The sequence below is a fragment of the Nonomuraea sp. NPDC050691 genome, assembly GCF_040654455.1.
GTDB lineage: Bacteria > Actinomycetota > Actinomycetes > Streptosporangiales > Streptosporangiaceae > Nonomuraea.
Genome location: NZ_JBFAIA010000042.1, coordinates 1 through 16,628 on the forward strand (window position 1 = coordinate 1; position 16,628 = coordinate 16,628).

A 16,628-nucleotide genomic window follows, 5' to 3' on the forward strand; every position below is an offset into this window, starting at 1 on the left:
CGCCGACCTGGGCGACCAGCGGTTCTGGCGCTCGGAGGTGCTGACAGCAACACCACGAGCGACTACGGGCCGTTGGAGGCGATCGGCCGCGCTCCCGGCCGGTGCCGGGCGCCGCCGCGAACGCCCTGGCCGCCGCCTCCACCAGCCGCTCGGCCTCGGCGACGGGCGTCGTCGAGAGCCGCGCCCAGTGCACGGCGACCCGCGCGAGCTGCAGCGCGATCCGCGCCGGGCGGCCCGCCGTGATGGCGTCGTCGGCCAGCCGGACGGCCAGCGCCGAGTCGTCGCCCGCGGCGGAGGCGACACTCGCCTGCCACAGGGCGTGGATCTCACCGGAACGGTCCACAATGCCAGGAACGCCGTTGGCGTCGAGCACCCGGCGCACGTAGGCGAACTCGGCGGAGTCGCTCTCCATCTCCTCGCGCGCCTCGACGATCGCGGCGGCCAGATCGACGGCGATCTCACCCTGCGTGAGCGACAGCCGCTCGGCCTGCTCCAGCGCGTGCGCGGCGAGATCACGGGCCCGCAGCCGGTCGCCGGCGCGCTGATAGCAGCGGCTCAGCGCGACGGCGAGCGGCAGGTCGGCCAGCCGCTCCGGGTGGGCCGAGGCCTCCCTGCGCAGCCGCTCGAACGCCTCGACGGCCTGGCCGAGGCGGCCCTGCGTCTCCAGCGCGCGCGCCCGGCCGAAGCGGGCGTGCGCCGTGAGCATGGCGTTCTCCTCGTCGGCGGCCTTCACGATCTCCGTGAAGCGCTCCGCAGCCAGGACCGGGTCGCCGTGGCGCAGCTCCAGCTCGGCGTGGCGCAGCCCCAGCTCCGTGTCGATCCGCTGGCGCGGCTCGATGCCGTGCAGGAGGAACTCGGTGGTGCACCCCAGCCGCTCCGCCAGGAGCCGGGCGACCACCGGAGTCGGAGTTCGCTTACCCGACTCGATGAGCGAGACATAACTGTCAGACAGGTCGGGCCCGGCCAGCTGGGCCTGGGACATCCGCCTGTTCAGCCGCAGTCCGCGGACGCGGTCACCGATGGTTCCCTGACTCGGCATCTCATCTCTCAAGGCGGGGAAGGGTCAACAACACGCAATGATTGCATGAAGTAGCCGAATCTGGTATCCCCAGGTGAAGAATTCCCCACCGCAGGATTAATCGTCGCCGCTGTCCTTGCTGGGGAAAAGCATCTGACAGACCTCGAGGTACAGGGTCTCGGGGTAGGGAATGTACGGCACGGTCGAGAGTGCCTGATCCTGACCGGCGGATTCCAGGATGAACTCACCGTAGCCGAGCATGCGCCCAAGGAGAGATCGCTTGAAACTCATGTCGGTGACCTTGGACAGCGGCATCATCGCGACCTTGCGCGTGATCAGGCCCGTGGTCGACAACATCCGCTTGGAAGTCACCACAAAGTAATCGACTGACCACTCCGCGACTTTCCATACGAAACGGATCAGAAGCAGTAGCCAGAGCCACCAGACGACCACGAGGGCCGTGCCGCCGCCGGAGTCGCCGAAGAACTTGCTGAGCAGTCCGGCGATGATCAGGCCGCCGAAGACCTCGGCGACGGGACGGAGCAGCACGGCCGGGTGACGCCGTACCATGATGACCTGTTGTTCGTCGGGGAGCAGGTAACGGTTGACCGACGACGGGGCGGAGTCCCCGTGGGTCACAAGTCTCATGTCAGGTTGTTCACGAATTGCGCCAGAGAGTCGGCTGCGTTGAACACCGAGTCGAACGTCCCTTTGACCGCGGTCGCCGCGTCGTTCGGCCGAGCCAACAGGTAGTACGCCGCAAAACCGATCCCGCTCCATGAGAGGACTTTTTTGACCTGCACTGTGGCCTCCGTACCGTTACCCACTGCACCCGCCGTCTACATTACCCACCCGGCAGCCCGGGTAAAGGTCTGTTCACGGCTTAGTTGAGATCTTGCCTAGCCTCGCTCGCTCGCCACGAGCGCGAGGACGTGAAGGTGCTTGCGCGCGATCCGCTCCACAAGGCTCGGATGCGCGTAGCCGGTGACTTCCAGCGCGCCGTAGTGCGCCGCCTCGACGCAGCGCGTTACGGTGGTCGCCGAGTGAACGCCGACGAACTCGTCACGCAGCGTGGTCTCGACGTCCGCGTACGGAGTCGGGACGTCCGCGTACGGACTCGGATCCGCCTCGGTGTGCTCGCTCACGAGAACACCCCGGCCGCCGCCAGCTCGCTCATCTCGCGCCCCCTCGCGCCCATGCGGAAGTCTGCCTTCCCCTCGCTACGTACCCATGCAACCACAGTATGTAACGAGTGAACCACTCGGCGTGACGGAAAGGTGATTTCTCAGGCGAGCGATTCTCGACGGTAAGGGGTGGACGGCCCGGCGAGGGCCGGGGGCAGGTCAGACGACGCCGTACAGCCGGTCGCCCGCGTCGCCCAGGCCCGGGACGATGTAGCCGTTCTCGTTCAGCCGCTCGTCCAGGGCCGCGGTGACGACCCGGATCGGCTTGCCGGAGCCGGCGAAGAACTCGTCCATGTGCGCGAGCCCCTCCGGCGCCGCCAGGAGGCAGATCGCCGTGACGTCCTCGGCGCCCCGGTCGAAGAGGAACTGCACGGCCGCCGCCAGCGTGCCGCCGGTGGCCAGCATCGGGTCCACCACGTAGCACTGCCGGCCGGACAGGTCGTCGGGCAGCCGCGTGGCGTACGTCTCGGCCTGGAGGGTCGACTCGTTGCGGATCATGCCGAGGAAGCCCACCTCGGCCGTGGGCAGCAGCCGGGTCATGCCGTCGAGCATGCCGAGCCCGGCCCGCAGGATCGGCACCACCAGCGGGTACGGCCGCGCCATCCGCACCCCGTGGGCCTCGGCCACCGGGGTCTGCACCGTCACGTCGGCGACGCGGACGTCGCGGGTCGCCTCGTACGCCAGCAGCGTCACCAATTCGTCCGCGAGCCTTCTGAATGTGGGCGAATCCGTGCGGACATCGCGCAGCGTGGTGAGCTTGTGGGCCACGAGCGGATGGTCGACGACGAGGGTTTCCATAAGGGATAACGCTATCTTGTGTGGGACGTACCGGCACGTCGTGCCCCGGTTTTGATCACAATTTGGTCGGACCGGCACACGGAGGCCGGTGCTCTCTGGAACCATTGGGAGCCCGAACGGGCCACATCGGGTGGGGTGGACGATGACAGACGAGGACGCGTTCGACTTCGCCATCGTGGTCTATCGCGAGGACGAATGCTGGGACGCCGAGATGCTGCCGGTGGCGCTCACGTCGGACCTGCACGGTCTGATCAAGGCCCTGCGCCAGCAGCCGAGCGAGAGCGGCACGGTCGGCCTGGTCGCGGTGGGTGACGAGTTCTTCGTGGCGCTGCGGGTCCTGGGGGAGCGCGTCGACGTGTTCCTCTCCGACATCGCCGCCTCCTGGGACTTCCCGCTGGCCCGCCAGGTGCTCGAGTACCTCGACGTGCCGATCCCCGACGAGGACGAGCTGGAGGAGATCCTCCAGGACGAGGAGGTCGCGCTCCCCGCGGGAGACCTGTCGATCTTCGCCGATCTGGGTCTGGACGAGATGGAGCTGGGCATCCTGTCGGGTGACATGGACCTGCTGCCCGAGGACGTGCTGTCCAGCATCGCCGCGCGGCTCGGCTTCTCCGAGCCGTTCGAGCGCGCCATCGAATCGGTCTTCGGCTGAGCCCTGGGGTTTGGGCACCCGGAGCTTTGACAACCTGAGCCTTGACAACCTGAGCTGGGACACCTGGAGCTTGGACACATGCCCAACACGTTCGCCGCGGCTTTCGTCAGGACCCCGGACGGCTGGAGCGGGGCCGAGGTCGACCTGAGCGAGGCCGAGATCGTCGACGACCTCGGCGACGCAGTGACCGAGGCGCTCAGCCTGTCCGGTGACGAGCTGGCGCTGCTCTGCGTCGAGGTCGAGGACGAGTGGTTCGCCATCGTGCGTTACGTCGACGACGAGGAGCCCCGGGTGTTCCTCTCCGACGCCCACGCGATCGCGCCGGGCAGCCTCGGTGAGCTGTTCGCCGAGTTCGCGGGCGTGAGCGCCGACAAGGAGGGCAACGCGCTCGGCGTCCGCCCGGCGGGCGACCTCGACCTGCTGACCGACCTCGGCCTCACCTCGGAGGAGCTGCTGGAGCTGAGCATGGAGGAGGGCGTGCTGCCGGCCGACGTCCTGTCCGTGATCGCCGAGCGGCTGTCGTTCGCCGACGAGCTCGACCGGTTGCGGTGACGCCGGCGCACGAGTCCCCCTACGACGAGGCGATGCGGCTGGCGCTGGCCGAGGCCGTGGCCGCGGGAGCGCGCGACGAGGTGCCCGTCGGGGCGGTCGTGCTCGGGCCCGCCGGTGGCGAGGTGCTGGCCGCCGCGGGGAACGACCGCGAGTCTGCGGCCGACCCGACCGCGCACGCGGAGGTGCTCGCGCTGCGGGCGGCCGCTCGCACCCGGGGCACGTGGCGGCTGGACGGCTGCACGCTCGTGGTGACACTGGAGCCCTGCACGATGTGCGCGGGCGCAGCGGTGCTGGCCCGGGTGGACCGGATCGTGTACGGGGCGGTCGACGAGAAGGGCGGCGCCGTGGGCTCGCTGTGGGACGTCGTCAGGGACCGCCGGCTCAACCACCGGCCGGAGGTCGTCATGGGCGTGAGGGCCGACGAATGCGCCGCCGTCCTCACGACGTTCTTCGCCACTCGCCGGATCCGGTAAGCTCGTCGGCGGTGGTGTCGCCTAGTGGCCGAGGGCGCACGCCTCGAAAGCGTGTGATGGGGCAACTCATCCGTGGGTTCAAATCCCACCACCACCGCCGCCACGAAGGGCCTCCGACCTGTGCGAACAGGTCGGAGGCCCTTCGTTTTTCCCGACCATGGGGGCATTTCAGGGGTGGACCACCGTGTGATCAGCCTCGACGTCGGCCAAGGCCACCCCGACGCGGCTGTCGCCGGGTCGTCCGCCCTGGACGTCGAAGCCGGCGCGCTGGTGTGCGACATCACTGACCCGGCCGCCGCCGGCGCGGTCTTCGCCCGGCCCGCGCGGTCCGGCACCGTGCGGGCGGTCATCCACGCCGCGGGATGAGTCCGCAGACGGGCGGCGCGGACCCCTGCAGGAGCTCCACCCCAAGGACGGGGCGCCGCTCCGGTCGCGCGTCGTCGGCCGCCTGCTCCACGCCCAGCCGGTGGACATGGCATGCCTCTGCCAGCCGGCACGGCCGGATCGCCCACGGACACGTTAACTGGATTGATGGGATGGATCTACCTCTCTCACTCGCTGCCGGTGGCATCCAGGTGGGAGATTTCTCGGGAGAGCCGCAGTAAAACGCCCTTAGGGGTAGACAGTGCTCCAGATTCGGCCTTAAATACATCCCATCTCTTCGTGTCGGTGACACACGGACGCCACCGACATGAAACATCCCCCGCTTCGGGATCAGCGCGAGGAAGTGCCGATGAGACTCACGACCCCCCTGTACTCCACCGCCTCCGCCCTGTCCGCGCTGGTGTTGCTCAGCGCCTGCAGCTCCGGCACCACGGCCACGTCGAGTGACACGCCACTGGTCGGGGTGGACTACCCACGCTCCGACACCGACTTCTGGAACTCGTACATCAAGTACACGCCCAAGTACGCCAAGGAGCTTGGCCTCTCGCTCAAGACCACCAACTCGCAGAACGACGTCGCCAAGCTGACCGCCAACGCGCAGACGTTCATCAGCCAGGGGGTGAAGGGCTTGGCGATGGCTCCGCAGGACACCGCCGCCATCGCCCCGACCCTCGCGCAACTGGAGGCGAAGAAGATCTCGGTCGTCACCGTCGACACCCGCCCCGACAGCGGCAACGTCTACATGGTCGTCCGCGCCGACAATCGCGCCTACGGCGAGAAGGCATGCCAGTACCTGGGCACCAAGCTGGCGGGCAAGGGCAAGGTCGTCATGCTGCAAGGCGACCTCGCCTCCATCAACGGCCGTGACCGCACCGAGGCGTTCAACGACTGCATGAAGAAGAACTACCCGAACATCACGGTGTTCGGAGAGGCCACCAACTGGGACGGCGCCGTCGCCGCGCAGAAGCTCCAGACCGACCTGACCGCCCACCCGGACATCAAGGGCATCTACATGCAGTCCAGCTTCGCCCTGTCTGGCACGCTCCAAGTGCTCAAGCAGAAGGGCCTATTGGTCGGTCCCGAGGACGACAAGCACGTGTTCGTCGTCTCGAACGACGGCATCCCCGAAGAGCTCAAGTCCATCGCCGAAGGCAAGATCGACGCCACCGTCTCCCAGCCGGCCGACCTTTACGCCAAGTACGCCCTGTACTACCTGAAGGCCGCCATGGACGGGAAGACGTTCAAGCCGGGCAAGACCGACCACGACAGCACCATCGTCCAGGTAAGGGACGGCCTGCTGGAGGACCAGCTCTCAGCCCCGCTCGTCACCGCCGACGGCGCCGCCTACGGCGGTGTCCCCAGCCTCAAGAGCACCGACACGTCCCTGTGGGGCAACAACCTCGGCTGAGTCTCGGAGCTCGTCAGCAAACAGAACGGCTTACGAACACAAGGCGGTTGAGATGAGCGACGGGGAGCGAGCCCTCACTCCCGCGCCCGCCCCGGCGCACGACGGGAGAGCCCCGGCCGGCCCTCCCGTCGTCGAGGCGACGGGCATTGTCAAACGATTCGGTCCGACGGTGGCTCTGAACGGCGCCCGGATCACCATCATGCCCCACGAGACCCACGCGCTGGTCGGCCGCAACGGGGCCGGCAAGTCGACTCTGGTGTCCGTCCTCACCGGGCTTCAGGCCCCGGACGAGGGAACGGTCACCTTCGGCGGCAGCCCGGCACCCCGGCTCGCGGACCGCGACGCCTGGCGGCAGCGGGTGGCCTGTGTCTACCAGAAGTCGACGATCATCCCCACGCTGACCGTCGCCGAGAACCTCTTCCTGAACCGGCATGAGCACGCACGGAGCGGGCTGATCAGCTGGCAGGGTGTGCGCAGCCGGGCGCAGGAACTGCTGTCGACCTGGTCGGTGGACGTGGATCCGCAGGCTCCGGCCGGCGATCTCAGCGTGGAACAGCGGCAGTTCGTCGAGATCGCCCGCGCGCTGTCCTTCGGAGCCCGGTTCATCATCCTCGACGAACCGACCGCGCAACTCGACGGCGCGGCGATCAACCGGCTCTTCGAGAGGATACGCACCCTGCAGCGCCAGGGCGTGACCTTCCTGTTCATCAGCCACCACCTCAAGGAGATCTACGAGATCTGCGACATGGTGACGGTGTTCCGAGACGCCCAGCACATACTGACGGCGCCGGTCGCCGAACTTCCCCGCACCGAGCTCATCGCCGCCATGACCGGCGAGGCGGCGGCCGGCAGGCGCGAGGAACGGGCGAGCGCCCTCGAGGTCGGCGCGACGTCGGCGCTGAGCGTCCGGGGCCTCACCGGCCACGCCTACGAGGACGTCACCTTCAAGGTGGGCGCCGGCGAGATCGTCGGCCTGGCGGGGGCCGCCGGCAGCGGTCGCATCGAGGTCGCCGAGACTGTCGTAGGGCTGCGGGTCGCCGACGGCGGCGAGGTCGAGATCGCAGGCCGGCAGCCCCAGCCGGGCAGCGTGCCCGCCGCGCTCGCCGCCGGCGCCGGGTTCGTCCCGCAGGACCGGCACCACCAGGGGTTCGTACCCGACATGTCGATCGCGGACAACGCCACGCTGTCCGTGCCCAAACGGCTCGGCCGAGGCGGGTTCTTGAGTCGCCACCGCCGGGACCAGCTCGCCGAGGGCATGATCGAGAAACTGGCGATCAAGACCTCAGGCCCCGAGCTGTCGGTCTCCGCGCTGTCCGGGGGCAACCAGCAGAAGGTCGTCATGGCCCGTGCCCTCGCCGACGACCCCCGGCTGCTGGTGCTGATCAACCCGACCGCAGGCGTGGACGTGCGCTCCAAGGAGTTCCTCCTCGGCAAGGTCCAGGAGACCGCGGAAGGCGGCACTGGAGTGCTCATCGCCTCCGACGAACTCGACGACCTGCGCATGTGCCATCGGGTCCTGGTGATGTTCCAGGGCCGAGTGACCTCAGAGATCGCCCGCGGCTGGCACGACCACGACCTTGTGGCCGCGATGGAAGGAGTGGACCTCGATGCCTGAAACCGTCCTCGCGGACACGCCCGCCCCCAAGCCCACGAAGCCCGAGCCCGGGCGGAAAGGGCTGTTCGGCGGCCGGATACCCGTCGCCCGGCTGCGCGATCTCGCTCTGATCCCCGCGATCGTCGTGATCGCGATCGTCGGCCAGATCGTCAACCCGGTCTTCCTCCAGGGCGACAACCTGATCAACGTCCTGCAGACCATGTCCGAGATCGCCCTGCTGGTCCTCGCCCAGACGATGATCTTGATCGTCAAGAAGATGGACCTGTCTCTGGAGTCCACCATGGGCCTCGCGCCCGGCGTCGCCGCCCTGCTGGTGGTGCCGGCCGGCGTCGGACCCGGCCTCGGGCTCCTCCCCGGCGCCTGGTCGATTCCCATCACGCTGGCCGTGGGTGCGCTCATCGGCGTGGTCAACGCCCTGCTGATCATCCGCTTCGGTCTCAACGGCTTCATCGTCACCCTCGGCATGCTGATCGTCCTGCGTGGTGTCCTCACCGGCATCTCCGGCGGCCAGACCTTCTTCCAACTGCCGGAGTCGATGCTCTACCTGGGCACCGCCCAGTGGTTCGGGATGCCCGCCTCCATCTGGATCTGCCTGGTGCTGTTCGCCGTCGCGATCGTCGTCCTGGGCTGGACCAGCTTCGGCCGCTCGCTGTACGCCATCGGCGGCAACGTCGACGCGGCGAAGGCGGCCGGTATCCGTACCGACCGGGTGTTGTGGATCGTCATCGTCACGGGCAGCCTGCTGGCCGCACTTGCCGGGCTGATGCTTTCCGGGCGTCTCGCCTCCGTCGCCTCCGCGCAGGGCAACGGCTACATCTTCACCGTGTTCGCCGCCGCCGTCATCGGCGGGATCAGCCTCAACGGCGGCAAGGGCACCATGTTCGGCGCCTTCAGCGGCATCCTGCTGCTCTTCATGATCCAAAATGTGCTCACCCTCGCGGGCGTCCCCGCCCAGTGGATCGGCGCCCTCAACGGCTTGATCATCCTGGTCGCGCTGACCATCTCCCGCATCACGGGCGGCAAGGTCCAGGAGTGAACCGGGCGGTCCACGCCGCCGTACGCCGCCCGATTTCGTTTCGTCGCAGGAGGTCGTATCGCCGCCTGCCGCCACAGGAGTTGCCGCCATGTCCTCCGCTGTGTCCGCATCCGCCCGCATCACCGCACTCGACGTCATGGACGTCCGGTTCCCGACGTCCGAGCATCTGGACGGATCGGATGCGATGAACCCCGAACCCGACTACTCAGCCGCCTACGTCGTCCTGCGCACCGACGCCGGTGACGGACTGGAGGGCCACGCCCTGGCCTTCACCACGGGGCGTGGCAACGATGTCCAGGCCGCCGCCATCGCGGCCCTGGCCCCGCATGTGGTCGGACTGTCCGTCGCCGAGGTCTGCGCCGACCTCGGAGAGTTCTCCCGCTCCCTCGTCCACGACCCCCAACTACGCTGGCTGGGCCCTGAGAAGGGCGCCATCCACATGGCCACCGGCGCTGTGGTCAACGCCGCCTGGGACCTCGCGGCCAAGCGGGCCGGCAAGCCCGTCTGGCGGTTTCTCGGCGAGATGTCGCCAGAGGATCTGGTCGCCCAGGTCGACTTCCGCTGGCTGAGCGATGCCCTCACTCCAGAGGAGGCGCTTGAGATCCTGCGCCGCGCCGAACCGGGCCGCCGGCAGCGCATCGCCGACCTGCTGGAGCGCGGCTACCCCGCCTACACCACCACCCCCGGCTGGCTCGGCTACTCCGACGAGAAGCTGGCCCGCCTCGCCCGCGAGGCCGTCGCCGACGGCTTCACCCAGATCAAGCTGAAGGTCGGCGCGGACCTCGAGGACGACGTACGGCGTATGCGCACTGCTCGTCAGACGGTGGGCGAGGACATCCGCATCGCGGTCGACGCCAACCAGAGATGGGACGTGCAGCCCGCCATCGACTGGATGCGCGCCCTGGCCCCCTACCGGCCGTACTGGATCGAGGAGCCCACCTCCCCGGACGACATCCTCGGGCATGCCGCCATTCGCGCGGCCGTCAGTCCCATCAAGGTCGCCACCGGTGAGCACATCGCCAACCGGGTCGTCTTCAAGCAGCTCCTCCAGGCAGGTGCGGTGGACATCGTGCAGATCGACTCGGCACGGGTCGGCGGCGTCAACGAGAACATCGCGATCCTGCTGCTCGCCGCCAAGTTCGGGGTGCCGGTCTGCCCGCACGCGGGCGGTGTGGGCCTGTGTGAGATGGTGCAACACCTGTCGATGTTCGACTACGTCGCCGTCTCCGGAACGGTCGAGGACCGGGTCATCGAGTACGTCGACCATCTGCACGAGCACTTCGTCGACCCGGTCCGCGTCGCGGACGGCCACTACCTCGCCCCGGCCCTGCCCGGACTCAGCGCGCAGATGCACCCGGAGTCTCTCAAGGAGTACGCCTACCCCGACGGCCCCGTCTGGACCGCCCGTGTCTGACGCCCCGCCTCTGGTCGACGCCCACCATCACGTGTGGGACCTGGATCACCGCCCCCAGCCCTGGCTGGACGAGGCGGGCCACGAGCCGATCCGCCGCACCTTCGGCCCCGGCGACCTGCGATCGAGCGCGACCCGGCTCATCGCCGGCCGGCGGCTGACGAGCACGGTGGTCGTCCAGTGCGTCACGTCCGTGGCCGAGACACGCGAGCTGCTGGCCCTGGCTGACGAGAACCCGCTGATCGGCGCCGTCGTCGGCTGGGCGGACCTGACCTCTCCAGCGATCGGTGACGTACTCGACGAACTGCGGGCCGGGCCCGGAGGGCCGTATCTGCGAGCCGTGCGGCACATCGTCCAAAGCGAGTCCGACCCGGAATGGCTGCAACGCCCCGCCGTGGAGCGGGGATTGCGGGCGGTGCGGGAGCGCGGACTCGGCTACGACGTGCTCATCCGCAGCCACCAGTTCTCCCAGGCGATCCGCCTGGCCGAACGCCTCCCGGACCTGCCGCTGGTCCTGGACCACGCGGGCAAGCCCCCCATCGTCCGGCATGATCTGGCCGCCTGGGAACAGAACGTGAGGTTGCTTGCCGGACACCCGCAGGTGCGGTGCAAGGTGTCCGGGCTGGTCACGGAAGCCGATCACGAGAAATGGACGATCGCCGACCTCCGCCCGGTGTGGGACGTCCTGCTCTCCTCCTTCGGCCCCGAGCGGCTGATGTTCGGTTCCGACTGGCCGGTATGCGTCCTGGCGGGGGGCTGGAACCGCTGGGCCGCCACCGTCGAGGCCCTCCTGAGCGGCTGCTCCGCCATCGAGACCGACGCCGTGCTCGCCGGCACTGCGACCGCCTTCTACGGCCTGACATCCGCTGCCGACGGGAGGACCGTCCCATGCTCCTGACCGAACTGTTGCACCCTGGAATCCTCGAAGCCCTGGCCGGAGCCGGCCACGGCGCCCGCGTCCTGCTCGCCGACGGCCACTACCCCGCCAACACCGCCACCGGTGAGCGTGCCAGGACGGTCCACCTCAACCTGGCCCCCGGCCTGCTGGACGTCACCGCCGTGCTCGACGTCCTACTGAGGGCCCTGCCCGTCGAGTCGGCCCAGGTGATGGTGCCTCCCGAGGGCGCACCCGAGCCGCCGGCCATCACCGAGTACCGCTGCAAGCTGGCGCCCGTCCCGGTGGAGAGACTCGGCCGCTTCGAGTTCTACGACGCCGCCCGCTCACCCGACCTGGCGCTGGCGATCGTCACCGCCGACATCCGTACCTACGCGAACCTGCTGCTGACCATCGGCGTTCGCACTGAAAGGACCGTGAGAACACGATGACACTCGCCGTCCGTTACACGGCTGCCCGTACCCTGGACACGGCACCCGTCGAACCCGCCTCCCCCGGCCCGGGTGAGGTCGAGCTCGCCCCCGCCTACGTCGGCATCTGCGGCACCGATCTGCACATCTTCCACGGCGACATGGACGCGCGGGTCAGCACACCCGCGGTCCTCGGGCACGAGATGTCCGGCCGTGTCCTCCGGGTCGGGCCGGACGTCGACGGCTGGCGGCCCGGCGACGCGGTCACCGTCATGCCGCTGCGCTGGGACGACAGTTGCCCCGCCTGCCGCGCAGGCAATCGGCACATCTGCCAGCACCTGGATTTCATCGGCATCGACTCCCCGGGCGCGATGCAGCAGCGCTGGATCGTGCCCGCCGCCACCCTCGTACGGCTGCCCGACTCGCTCCCCCTGGACCGCGCCGCGCTCGTCGAACCCACTGCGGTCGCGGTGCACGACGTCGGCCGGGCCCGAGTGCGGGACGGTGAGCGGGTGGTCGTCGTGGGCGGCGGACCCATCGGCATCCTGATCGCGCTGGTCGCGCGCACCGCCGGTGCCGAAGTCCGCGTGGTGGAACTGAGCGGCCACCGGCGGATCCTGGCGGAGAAGCTGGGGCTGACCGCCTGGAACCCGGCTGACGAGGACGTGCCCGAGCTGGTCCGGCAGTGGACCGGTGACGCAGGCGCGGATGTCGCCTTCGAGGTCTCCGGCGCGGCAGGCGGTGTGGACACCGCGGTCCAAGTGCTGGGCGTACGCGGCCGGCTGTGCCTCGTGGCCATCCACCCCCGGCCTCGTGAGGTCGACCTGCATCGGTTCTTCTGGCGCGAACTGACCCTCGTCGGCGCGAGGCTGTACGACCGTTCGGACTTCGAGAAGGCGGTCACGCTGGTTGCCGACGCCGCCTTCCCCGCCGAGCGGCTGATCAGCAAGGTGGTACCCCTCACCCAGGCGCCCGCCGCGTTCGAAGCGCTCGAGGCCGGTGGCGACGTCATGAAGATCCTCGTGGACTGCACCGGCGACGCACAGGGAGCAGCCGTATGACCGCCTTCGACCTCACCGGAAGACTTGCCGTTGTCACCGGCGCCCGGCGCGGCATCGGCCGGGCCATGGCCCGAGCGCTCGCCGAGGCCGGCGCCGACGTCATCGGCGTCAGCGCGAACCTGGAGGAGTCCGGCAGCGCCGTTGAGAAGGACGTCGTCGCCGCAGGCCGTACCTTCGAGGCGATCCGCACCGACTTCGCCGACACCGAGGCCGTCCGGGCCCTGGCCACGGATCTCGCTGGACGTGAGCGACCGGTGGACATCCTGGTCAACAACGCGGGCACCATCCGCCGCGCCCCGACGGCCGAACACGCCGACGCCGACTGGGAGCTGGTCCTCCAGGTCAACCTCAGTGCCCAGTTCATGCTGACCAGGGCGGTGGGCGCGGCCATGGTGTCCCGAGGCTACGGGAAGATCCTTTTCACGGCGTCGCTGCTCAGCTTCCAGGGCGGCATCAATGTGCCCGGCTACACCGCGGCCAAGCACGGTGTCGCCGGCCTGACCAAGGCGCTGGCCAACGAGTGGGCCCCGTACGGCGTCAACGTCAACGCCATCGCGCCCGGCTACATCGCCACCGACAACACTCAGGCCCTTCAGGACGATCCGGCGCGCAGCCGGGCGATCCTGGACCGCATCCCGGCCGGGCGGTGGGGCACCGCCGACGATCTCGCGGGCGCCACCGTGTTCCTGGCCTCCGACGCCGCCGCATACGTGCACGGCGCCGTCCTGCCCGTCGACGGCGGATGGCTGGGCCGATGACCGCCGGGCCGGCCTCCGTGACCGCCGATGCCGTGGAGAGGAGCAGGGCATGACCACGTGCCTCCCCGGCGCCGACGTCGTCGCACTGGGCGAGGTGATGCTGCGTTTCGACCCGGGCGAGGGGCGGATCCGCACTGCCCGCTCCTTCCAGGTGTGGGAGGGCGGAGGCGAGTACAACGTCGTCCGGAGTCTGCGCCGCTGCTTCGGTCTGCGCACGGCCGTCGTGACCGCCCTGGCCGACAACGCGGTGGGGCGGCTGGTCGAGGACCTGATTCTGCAGGGCGGCGTCGACACCGCCCTGATCCGCTGGATTCCCGGAGACGGCATCGGCCGCGCTGTCCGCAACGGCCTGAACTTCGTCGAGCGCGGCTTCGGCGTCCGGGGCGCGCTGGGCGTCAGCGACCGCGCCAACACGGCCGCGTCACAGCTGCGGAAGGGGGATGTCGACTGGGACGCCGCCTTCGCGGCGGGCCCGCGCTGGTTCCACACGGGCGGCATCTTCGCCGGCCTGTCGGACACCACGGTGGAGGTGGCCGAGGAGGCGATGACGGCGGCCCGGCGGCACGGCGTCACGGTCTCCTACGACCCCAACTACCGGCCCAGCCTCTGGGACGGCCGGGGCGGCGCCGACCGGGCGCGCGAGGTGGACCTGCGGCTCGCCCGGCACGCGGACGTCGTGGTGGGCGCCCTGGACCTGGCCGGGAGGCGCCCTGGGGCGACGCGCATCGCGGCCGACGAGGTGCCGGAGGCGCTCGCCGACGTGGCTGCCCTGGTGCCCGAGGCGAAGGTGCTGGCGACGACCCTGCGCGAGGTCCCCTCCGCTGGGGCGAACGATTGGTCCTCGGCCGCCTGGTCGGAGCGGACCGGCTTCATCACCGGCCCCGAGATGCCCGGTCTGCGCGTCCTGGACCGCATCGGCTCCGGCGACGGCTTCGCGGCCGGCCTGATCTACGGGCTGCTGACCGGCGGCGGGGAGGAAGGCGGCCTGCCGGCCGGCTCCGGGCCGGCACTGTCTGTCGAGGCCGCCGTTCTGAAGCGCGCCCTCGCCTACGGCACTGCCCACGGCGCCCACACCATGACCACCCCCGGTGACGCCTCCATGGCATCGCTCCCCGAGGTCGAGGCGCTCATGGCGGGCGTCTCGGCCGCGGTCAGACGCTGACGCGCCGGCCGGAGGCCGCCCGACTCGCACTCCCAGGGAGCACACCTTGCGACACCGGAAGATCACGAACACCTCTGTCGAGCTCAGCGAACTCGGCTTCGGGGCCTCCGTCATAGGCAATCTCCACCGCGTCACACCGGCTCTCGACGCGGCAGCCGCGGTCGAAGCGGCCTGGGACGCAGGTATCCGGTACTTCGACACCGCACCCCACTACGGCCTGGGCCTGTCCGAGCGCCGCCTGGGCGCCGCGTTGCGGGACCGTCCGCGGAACGAGTACGTCATATCCTCCAAAGTGGGCCGCCTGCTGGTGCCCAACGAGCGGCCGCGCGGGGTCGACGACGAGGGTTTCGCCGTCCGGGACGACCTGCGCAGGCAGTGGGACTTCAGCCGGGACGGGGTACTGCGCTCCATCGAGGCGACACTGGAGCGCACGGGCCTCGACCGTCTGGACGTCGTCTATCTGCACGACCCCGACGACCACTGGAGGCAGGCCGCCGAGGAGGCCATGCCCGTCCTGGCGGAACTACGCGGCCAAGGGGTGATCGGCGCCATCGGCGCCGGCATGAACCAGTCAGCCATGCTCGCCCGCTTCCTGCGTGACACCGCCGCCGACGTGGTGATGCTCGCCGGCCGTTACACGCTCCTCGACCAGTCGGCATTGGACGACGTCCTGCCCGCTGCTCAGGAACTGGACAAGAACGTGGTGGCGGTCGGGGTGTTCAACTCGGGACTGCTCTCCCTCGACCGGCCCGCCGCGGGCATGAAGTACGACTACCGGGACGCGCCGCCTTCCCTGGTCGCCCGTGCCCTGGCGATCGCCGAGGTGTGCGCGGCGCATGGCACGACCCTCCCGGCAGCGGCGATTGCCTTTCCGTACACCCATCCCCGTATCATCAACGTCACCCTGGGCATGCGGAATGCTGAGCAGGTCGCGCGGAACGCGGAACTCCACCGCCGGCACATCCCCGAAGGCCTTTGGGAGGACCTTCGTGCCCGACGATTGATCAGATCGGACGTGCCCGCCGGGAAGGGGCACCAGAGGAGTTCGCATTGTCTTTGACCGACAAGGCCATTGAGCAGATCCGTGAGCTGATCCGCACCGGAGCCCTGCCGCCGGGTTCGAAGCTCCCGCCGGAACCGGATCTGGCCGCTCAACTGGGCCTGTCCCGCAACCTCGCCCGGGAAGCGGTCAAGGCACTGGCCGTCGCGCGAGTCCTGGAGATCCGGCGGGGGGACGGCACGTACGTGACCAGCCTGCAGCCGAGTCTGCTCTTCGAAGGTCTCGGCGGGGCTGTGGAGCTCCTGCAGGGCGACTCGGCCGCCCTGCAGGACCTGATGGAGGTACGCCGGCTCCTCGAACCGGTCGCCACGGCGCTGGCCGCGATCCGGATCTCCGACGAGCAACTCGCCGAGGTGAAACAGCACCTGGACGCCATGCGTGAGGCCCGCGACGACGTCGAACGGCTCAACGCCCACGACGCGGCCTTCCACCGTGCCGTCGTCTCGGCCACGGGCAACGACACGCTGCTCACCCTCTTGGAGGCCATCTCCGGCCGTACGTTGCGCGCCCGCATCTGGCGTGGCCTCGTCGACGCCGACGCCGCCGGCCGCACCCTCGCCGAGCACGAGGCGATCTTCACGGCCCTGTCCACCCGTGACGCCGCGCTCAGCCAGGCCGCTGCACTGCTGCACGTCAACAGCACCGAACGGGGATTGAGGGAATACCTGCGCACCACCGAATCCCTGCCCCGCGAAGCGCCGACGGCGCACGGCGCCGGAACCTGACCGACGCGGCGCGGCCGCCGGGAGCG

Annotated in this window: 20 protein-coding genes and 1 tRNA gene; 16 read left to right on the forward strand and 5 right to left on the reverse strand. The window is 69.7% G+C overall.

Annotation, left to right across the window (positions count from 1 at the left end; genetic code table 11):
• From AB0H81_RS17950 to upp, 5 genes are all read right to left on the reverse strand, one after another.
• On the reverse strand, positions 1-1,039 hold a 1,039-nt coding region (locus tag AB0H81_RS17950; protein WP_358375614.1), incomplete at its 3' end, for a helix-turn-helix transcriptional regulator.
• A gap of 96 nt (positions 1,040-1,135) precedes the next feature.
• Entirely contained in the window at positions 1,136-1,666 is a 531-nt protein-coding gene (locus AB0H81_RS17955; protein WP_175604087.1) for a PH domain-containing protein, read from the reverse strand.
• Positions 1,663-1,821 (reverse strand): hypothetical protein, encoded by a 159-nt coding sequence (locus AB0H81_RS17960; RefSeq protein ID WP_358375616.1) that lies wholly within the window; start codon positions 1,819-1,821, stop codon positions 1,663-1,665. The genes AB0H81_RS17955 and AB0H81_RS17960 overlap by 4 nt, the downstream gene beginning before the upstream one ends.
• Positions 1,822-1,917: 96 nt before the next feature.
• Positions 1,918-2,163: a hypothetical protein gene (locus AB0H81_RS17965; RefSeq protein WP_358375618.1), complete on the reverse strand. Its 246-nt coding sequence runs from the start codon at positions 2,161-2,163 to the stop codon at positions 1,918-1,920.
• 198 nt (positions 2,164-2,361) lie between these two features.
• The gene (upp, locus tag AB0H81_RS17970) at positions 2,362-3,000 is read right to left on the reverse strand and encodes a uracil phosphoribosyltransferase (RefSeq protein ID WP_358375620.1); all 639 of its coding nucleotides are present in this window, start codon (positions 2,998-3,000) and stop codon (positions 2,362-2,364) included.
• 142 nt (positions 3,001-3,142) lie between these two features.
• Between upp and AB0H81_RS17975 the strand changes: the two genes are divergently transcribed.
• From AB0H81_RS17975 to AB0H81_RS18050, 16 genes are all read left to right on the forward strand, one after another.
• Entirely contained in the window at positions 3,143-3,652 is a 510-nt protein-coding gene (locus tag AB0H81_RS17975) for a tRNA adenosine deaminase-associated protein (RefSeq protein ID WP_358375622.1), read from the forward strand.
• Between the two features lie 78 nt (positions 3,653-3,730).
• Positions 3,731-4,204, forward strand: coding sequence for a tRNA adenosine deaminase-associated protein (locus AB0H81_RS17980; RefSeq protein ID WP_358375624.1), 474 nt, complete (start codon positions 3,731-3,733; stop codon positions 4,202-4,204).
• Between the two features lie 32 nt (positions 4,205-4,236).
• Positions 4,237-4,677, forward strand: coding sequence for a nucleoside deaminase (locus AB0H81_RS17985; protein WP_358375704.1), 441 nt, complete (start codon positions 4,237-4,239; stop codon positions 4,675-4,677).
• Between the two features lie 10 nt (positions 4,678-4,687).
• Positions 4,688-4,774, forward strand: a tRNA-Ser gene (locus tag AB0H81_RS17990).
• 89 nt (positions 4,775-4,863) lie between these two features.
• Positions 4,864-5,043, forward strand: a complete 180-nt coding sequence (locus AB0H81_RS17995; protein ID WP_358375626.1) for a hypothetical protein — start codon at positions 4,864-4,866, stop codon at positions 5,041-5,043.
• 367 nt (positions 5,044-5,410) lie between these two features.
• Positions 5,411-6,469: a sugar ABC transporter substrate-binding protein gene (locus AB0H81_RS18000; RefSeq protein ID WP_358375628.1), complete on the forward strand. Its 1,059-nt coding sequence runs from the start codon at positions 5,411-5,413 to the stop codon at positions 6,467-6,469.
• A 169-nt stretch (positions 6,470-6,638) separates the two neighbouring features.
• On the forward strand, positions 6,639-8,084 hold the full coding sequence (locus AB0H81_RS18005) for a sugar ABC transporter ATP-binding protein (RefSeq protein WP_358375630.1): 1,446 nt from the start codon (positions 6,639-6,641) through the stop codon (positions 8,082-8,084).
• Positions 8,077-9,120 carry an ABC transporter permease gene (locus AB0H81_RS18010; RefSeq protein WP_358375632.1) on the forward strand — a complete coding sequence of 348 codons (1,044 nt, stop codon included), beginning with the start codon at positions 8,077-8,079 and terminating at the stop codon, positions 9,118-9,120. Before AB0H81_RS18005 ends, AB0H81_RS18010 begins: the two co-directional genes overlap by 8 nt.
• Before the next feature lie 88 nt (positions 9,121-9,208).
• The gene (locus AB0H81_RS18015; RefSeq protein WP_358375634.1) at positions 9,209-10,534 is read left to right on the forward strand and encodes an L-fuconate dehydratase; all 1,326 of its coding nucleotides are present in this window, start codon (positions 9,209-9,211) and stop codon (positions 10,532-10,534) included.
• Positions 10,527-11,429, forward strand: coding sequence for an amidohydrolase family protein (locus AB0H81_RS18020; protein ID WP_358375635.1), 903 nt, complete (start codon positions 10,527-10,529; stop codon positions 11,427-11,429). Before AB0H81_RS18015 ends, AB0H81_RS18020 begins: the two co-directional genes overlap by 8 nt.
• Positions 11,420-11,857, forward strand: a complete 438-nt coding sequence (locus AB0H81_RS18025) for an RbsD/FucU domain-containing protein (protein WP_358375637.1) — start codon at positions 11,420-11,422, stop codon at positions 11,855-11,857. The genes AB0H81_RS18020 and AB0H81_RS18025 overlap by 10 nt, the downstream gene beginning before the upstream one ends.
• Positions 11,854-12,897: an alcohol dehydrogenase catalytic domain-containing protein gene (locus AB0H81_RS18030; protein WP_358375639.1), complete on the forward strand. Its 1,044-nt coding sequence runs from the start codon at positions 11,854-11,856 to the stop codon at positions 12,895-12,897. The genes AB0H81_RS18025 and AB0H81_RS18030 overlap by 4 nt, the downstream gene beginning before the upstream one ends.
• Entirely contained in the window at positions 12,894-13,655 is a 762-nt protein-coding gene (locus AB0H81_RS18035; RefSeq protein ID WP_358375641.1) for an SDR family oxidoreductase, read from the forward strand. Before AB0H81_RS18030 ends, AB0H81_RS18035 begins: the two co-directional genes overlap by 4 nt.
• A gap of 49 nt (positions 13,656-13,704) precedes the next feature.
• Entirely contained in the window at positions 13,705-14,817 is a 1,113-nt protein-coding gene (locus AB0H81_RS18040; protein WP_358375642.1) for a sugar kinase, read from the forward strand.
• Positions 14,818-14,863: 46 nt separating this feature from the next.
• A complete protein-coding gene (locus AB0H81_RS18045; RefSeq protein WP_358375643.1) occupies positions 14,864-15,877 on the forward strand; it encodes an aldo/keto reductase in 1,014 nt (337 codons plus the stop codon).
• Positions 15,868-16,602 (forward strand): FadR/GntR family transcriptional regulator, encoded by a 735-nt coding sequence (locus AB0H81_RS18050; RefSeq protein WP_358375645.1) that lies wholly within the window; start codon positions 15,868-15,870, stop codon positions 16,600-16,602. Before AB0H81_RS18045 ends, AB0H81_RS18050 begins: the two co-directional genes overlap by 10 nt.
• Positions 16,603-16,628: the final 26 nt, after the last annotated feature.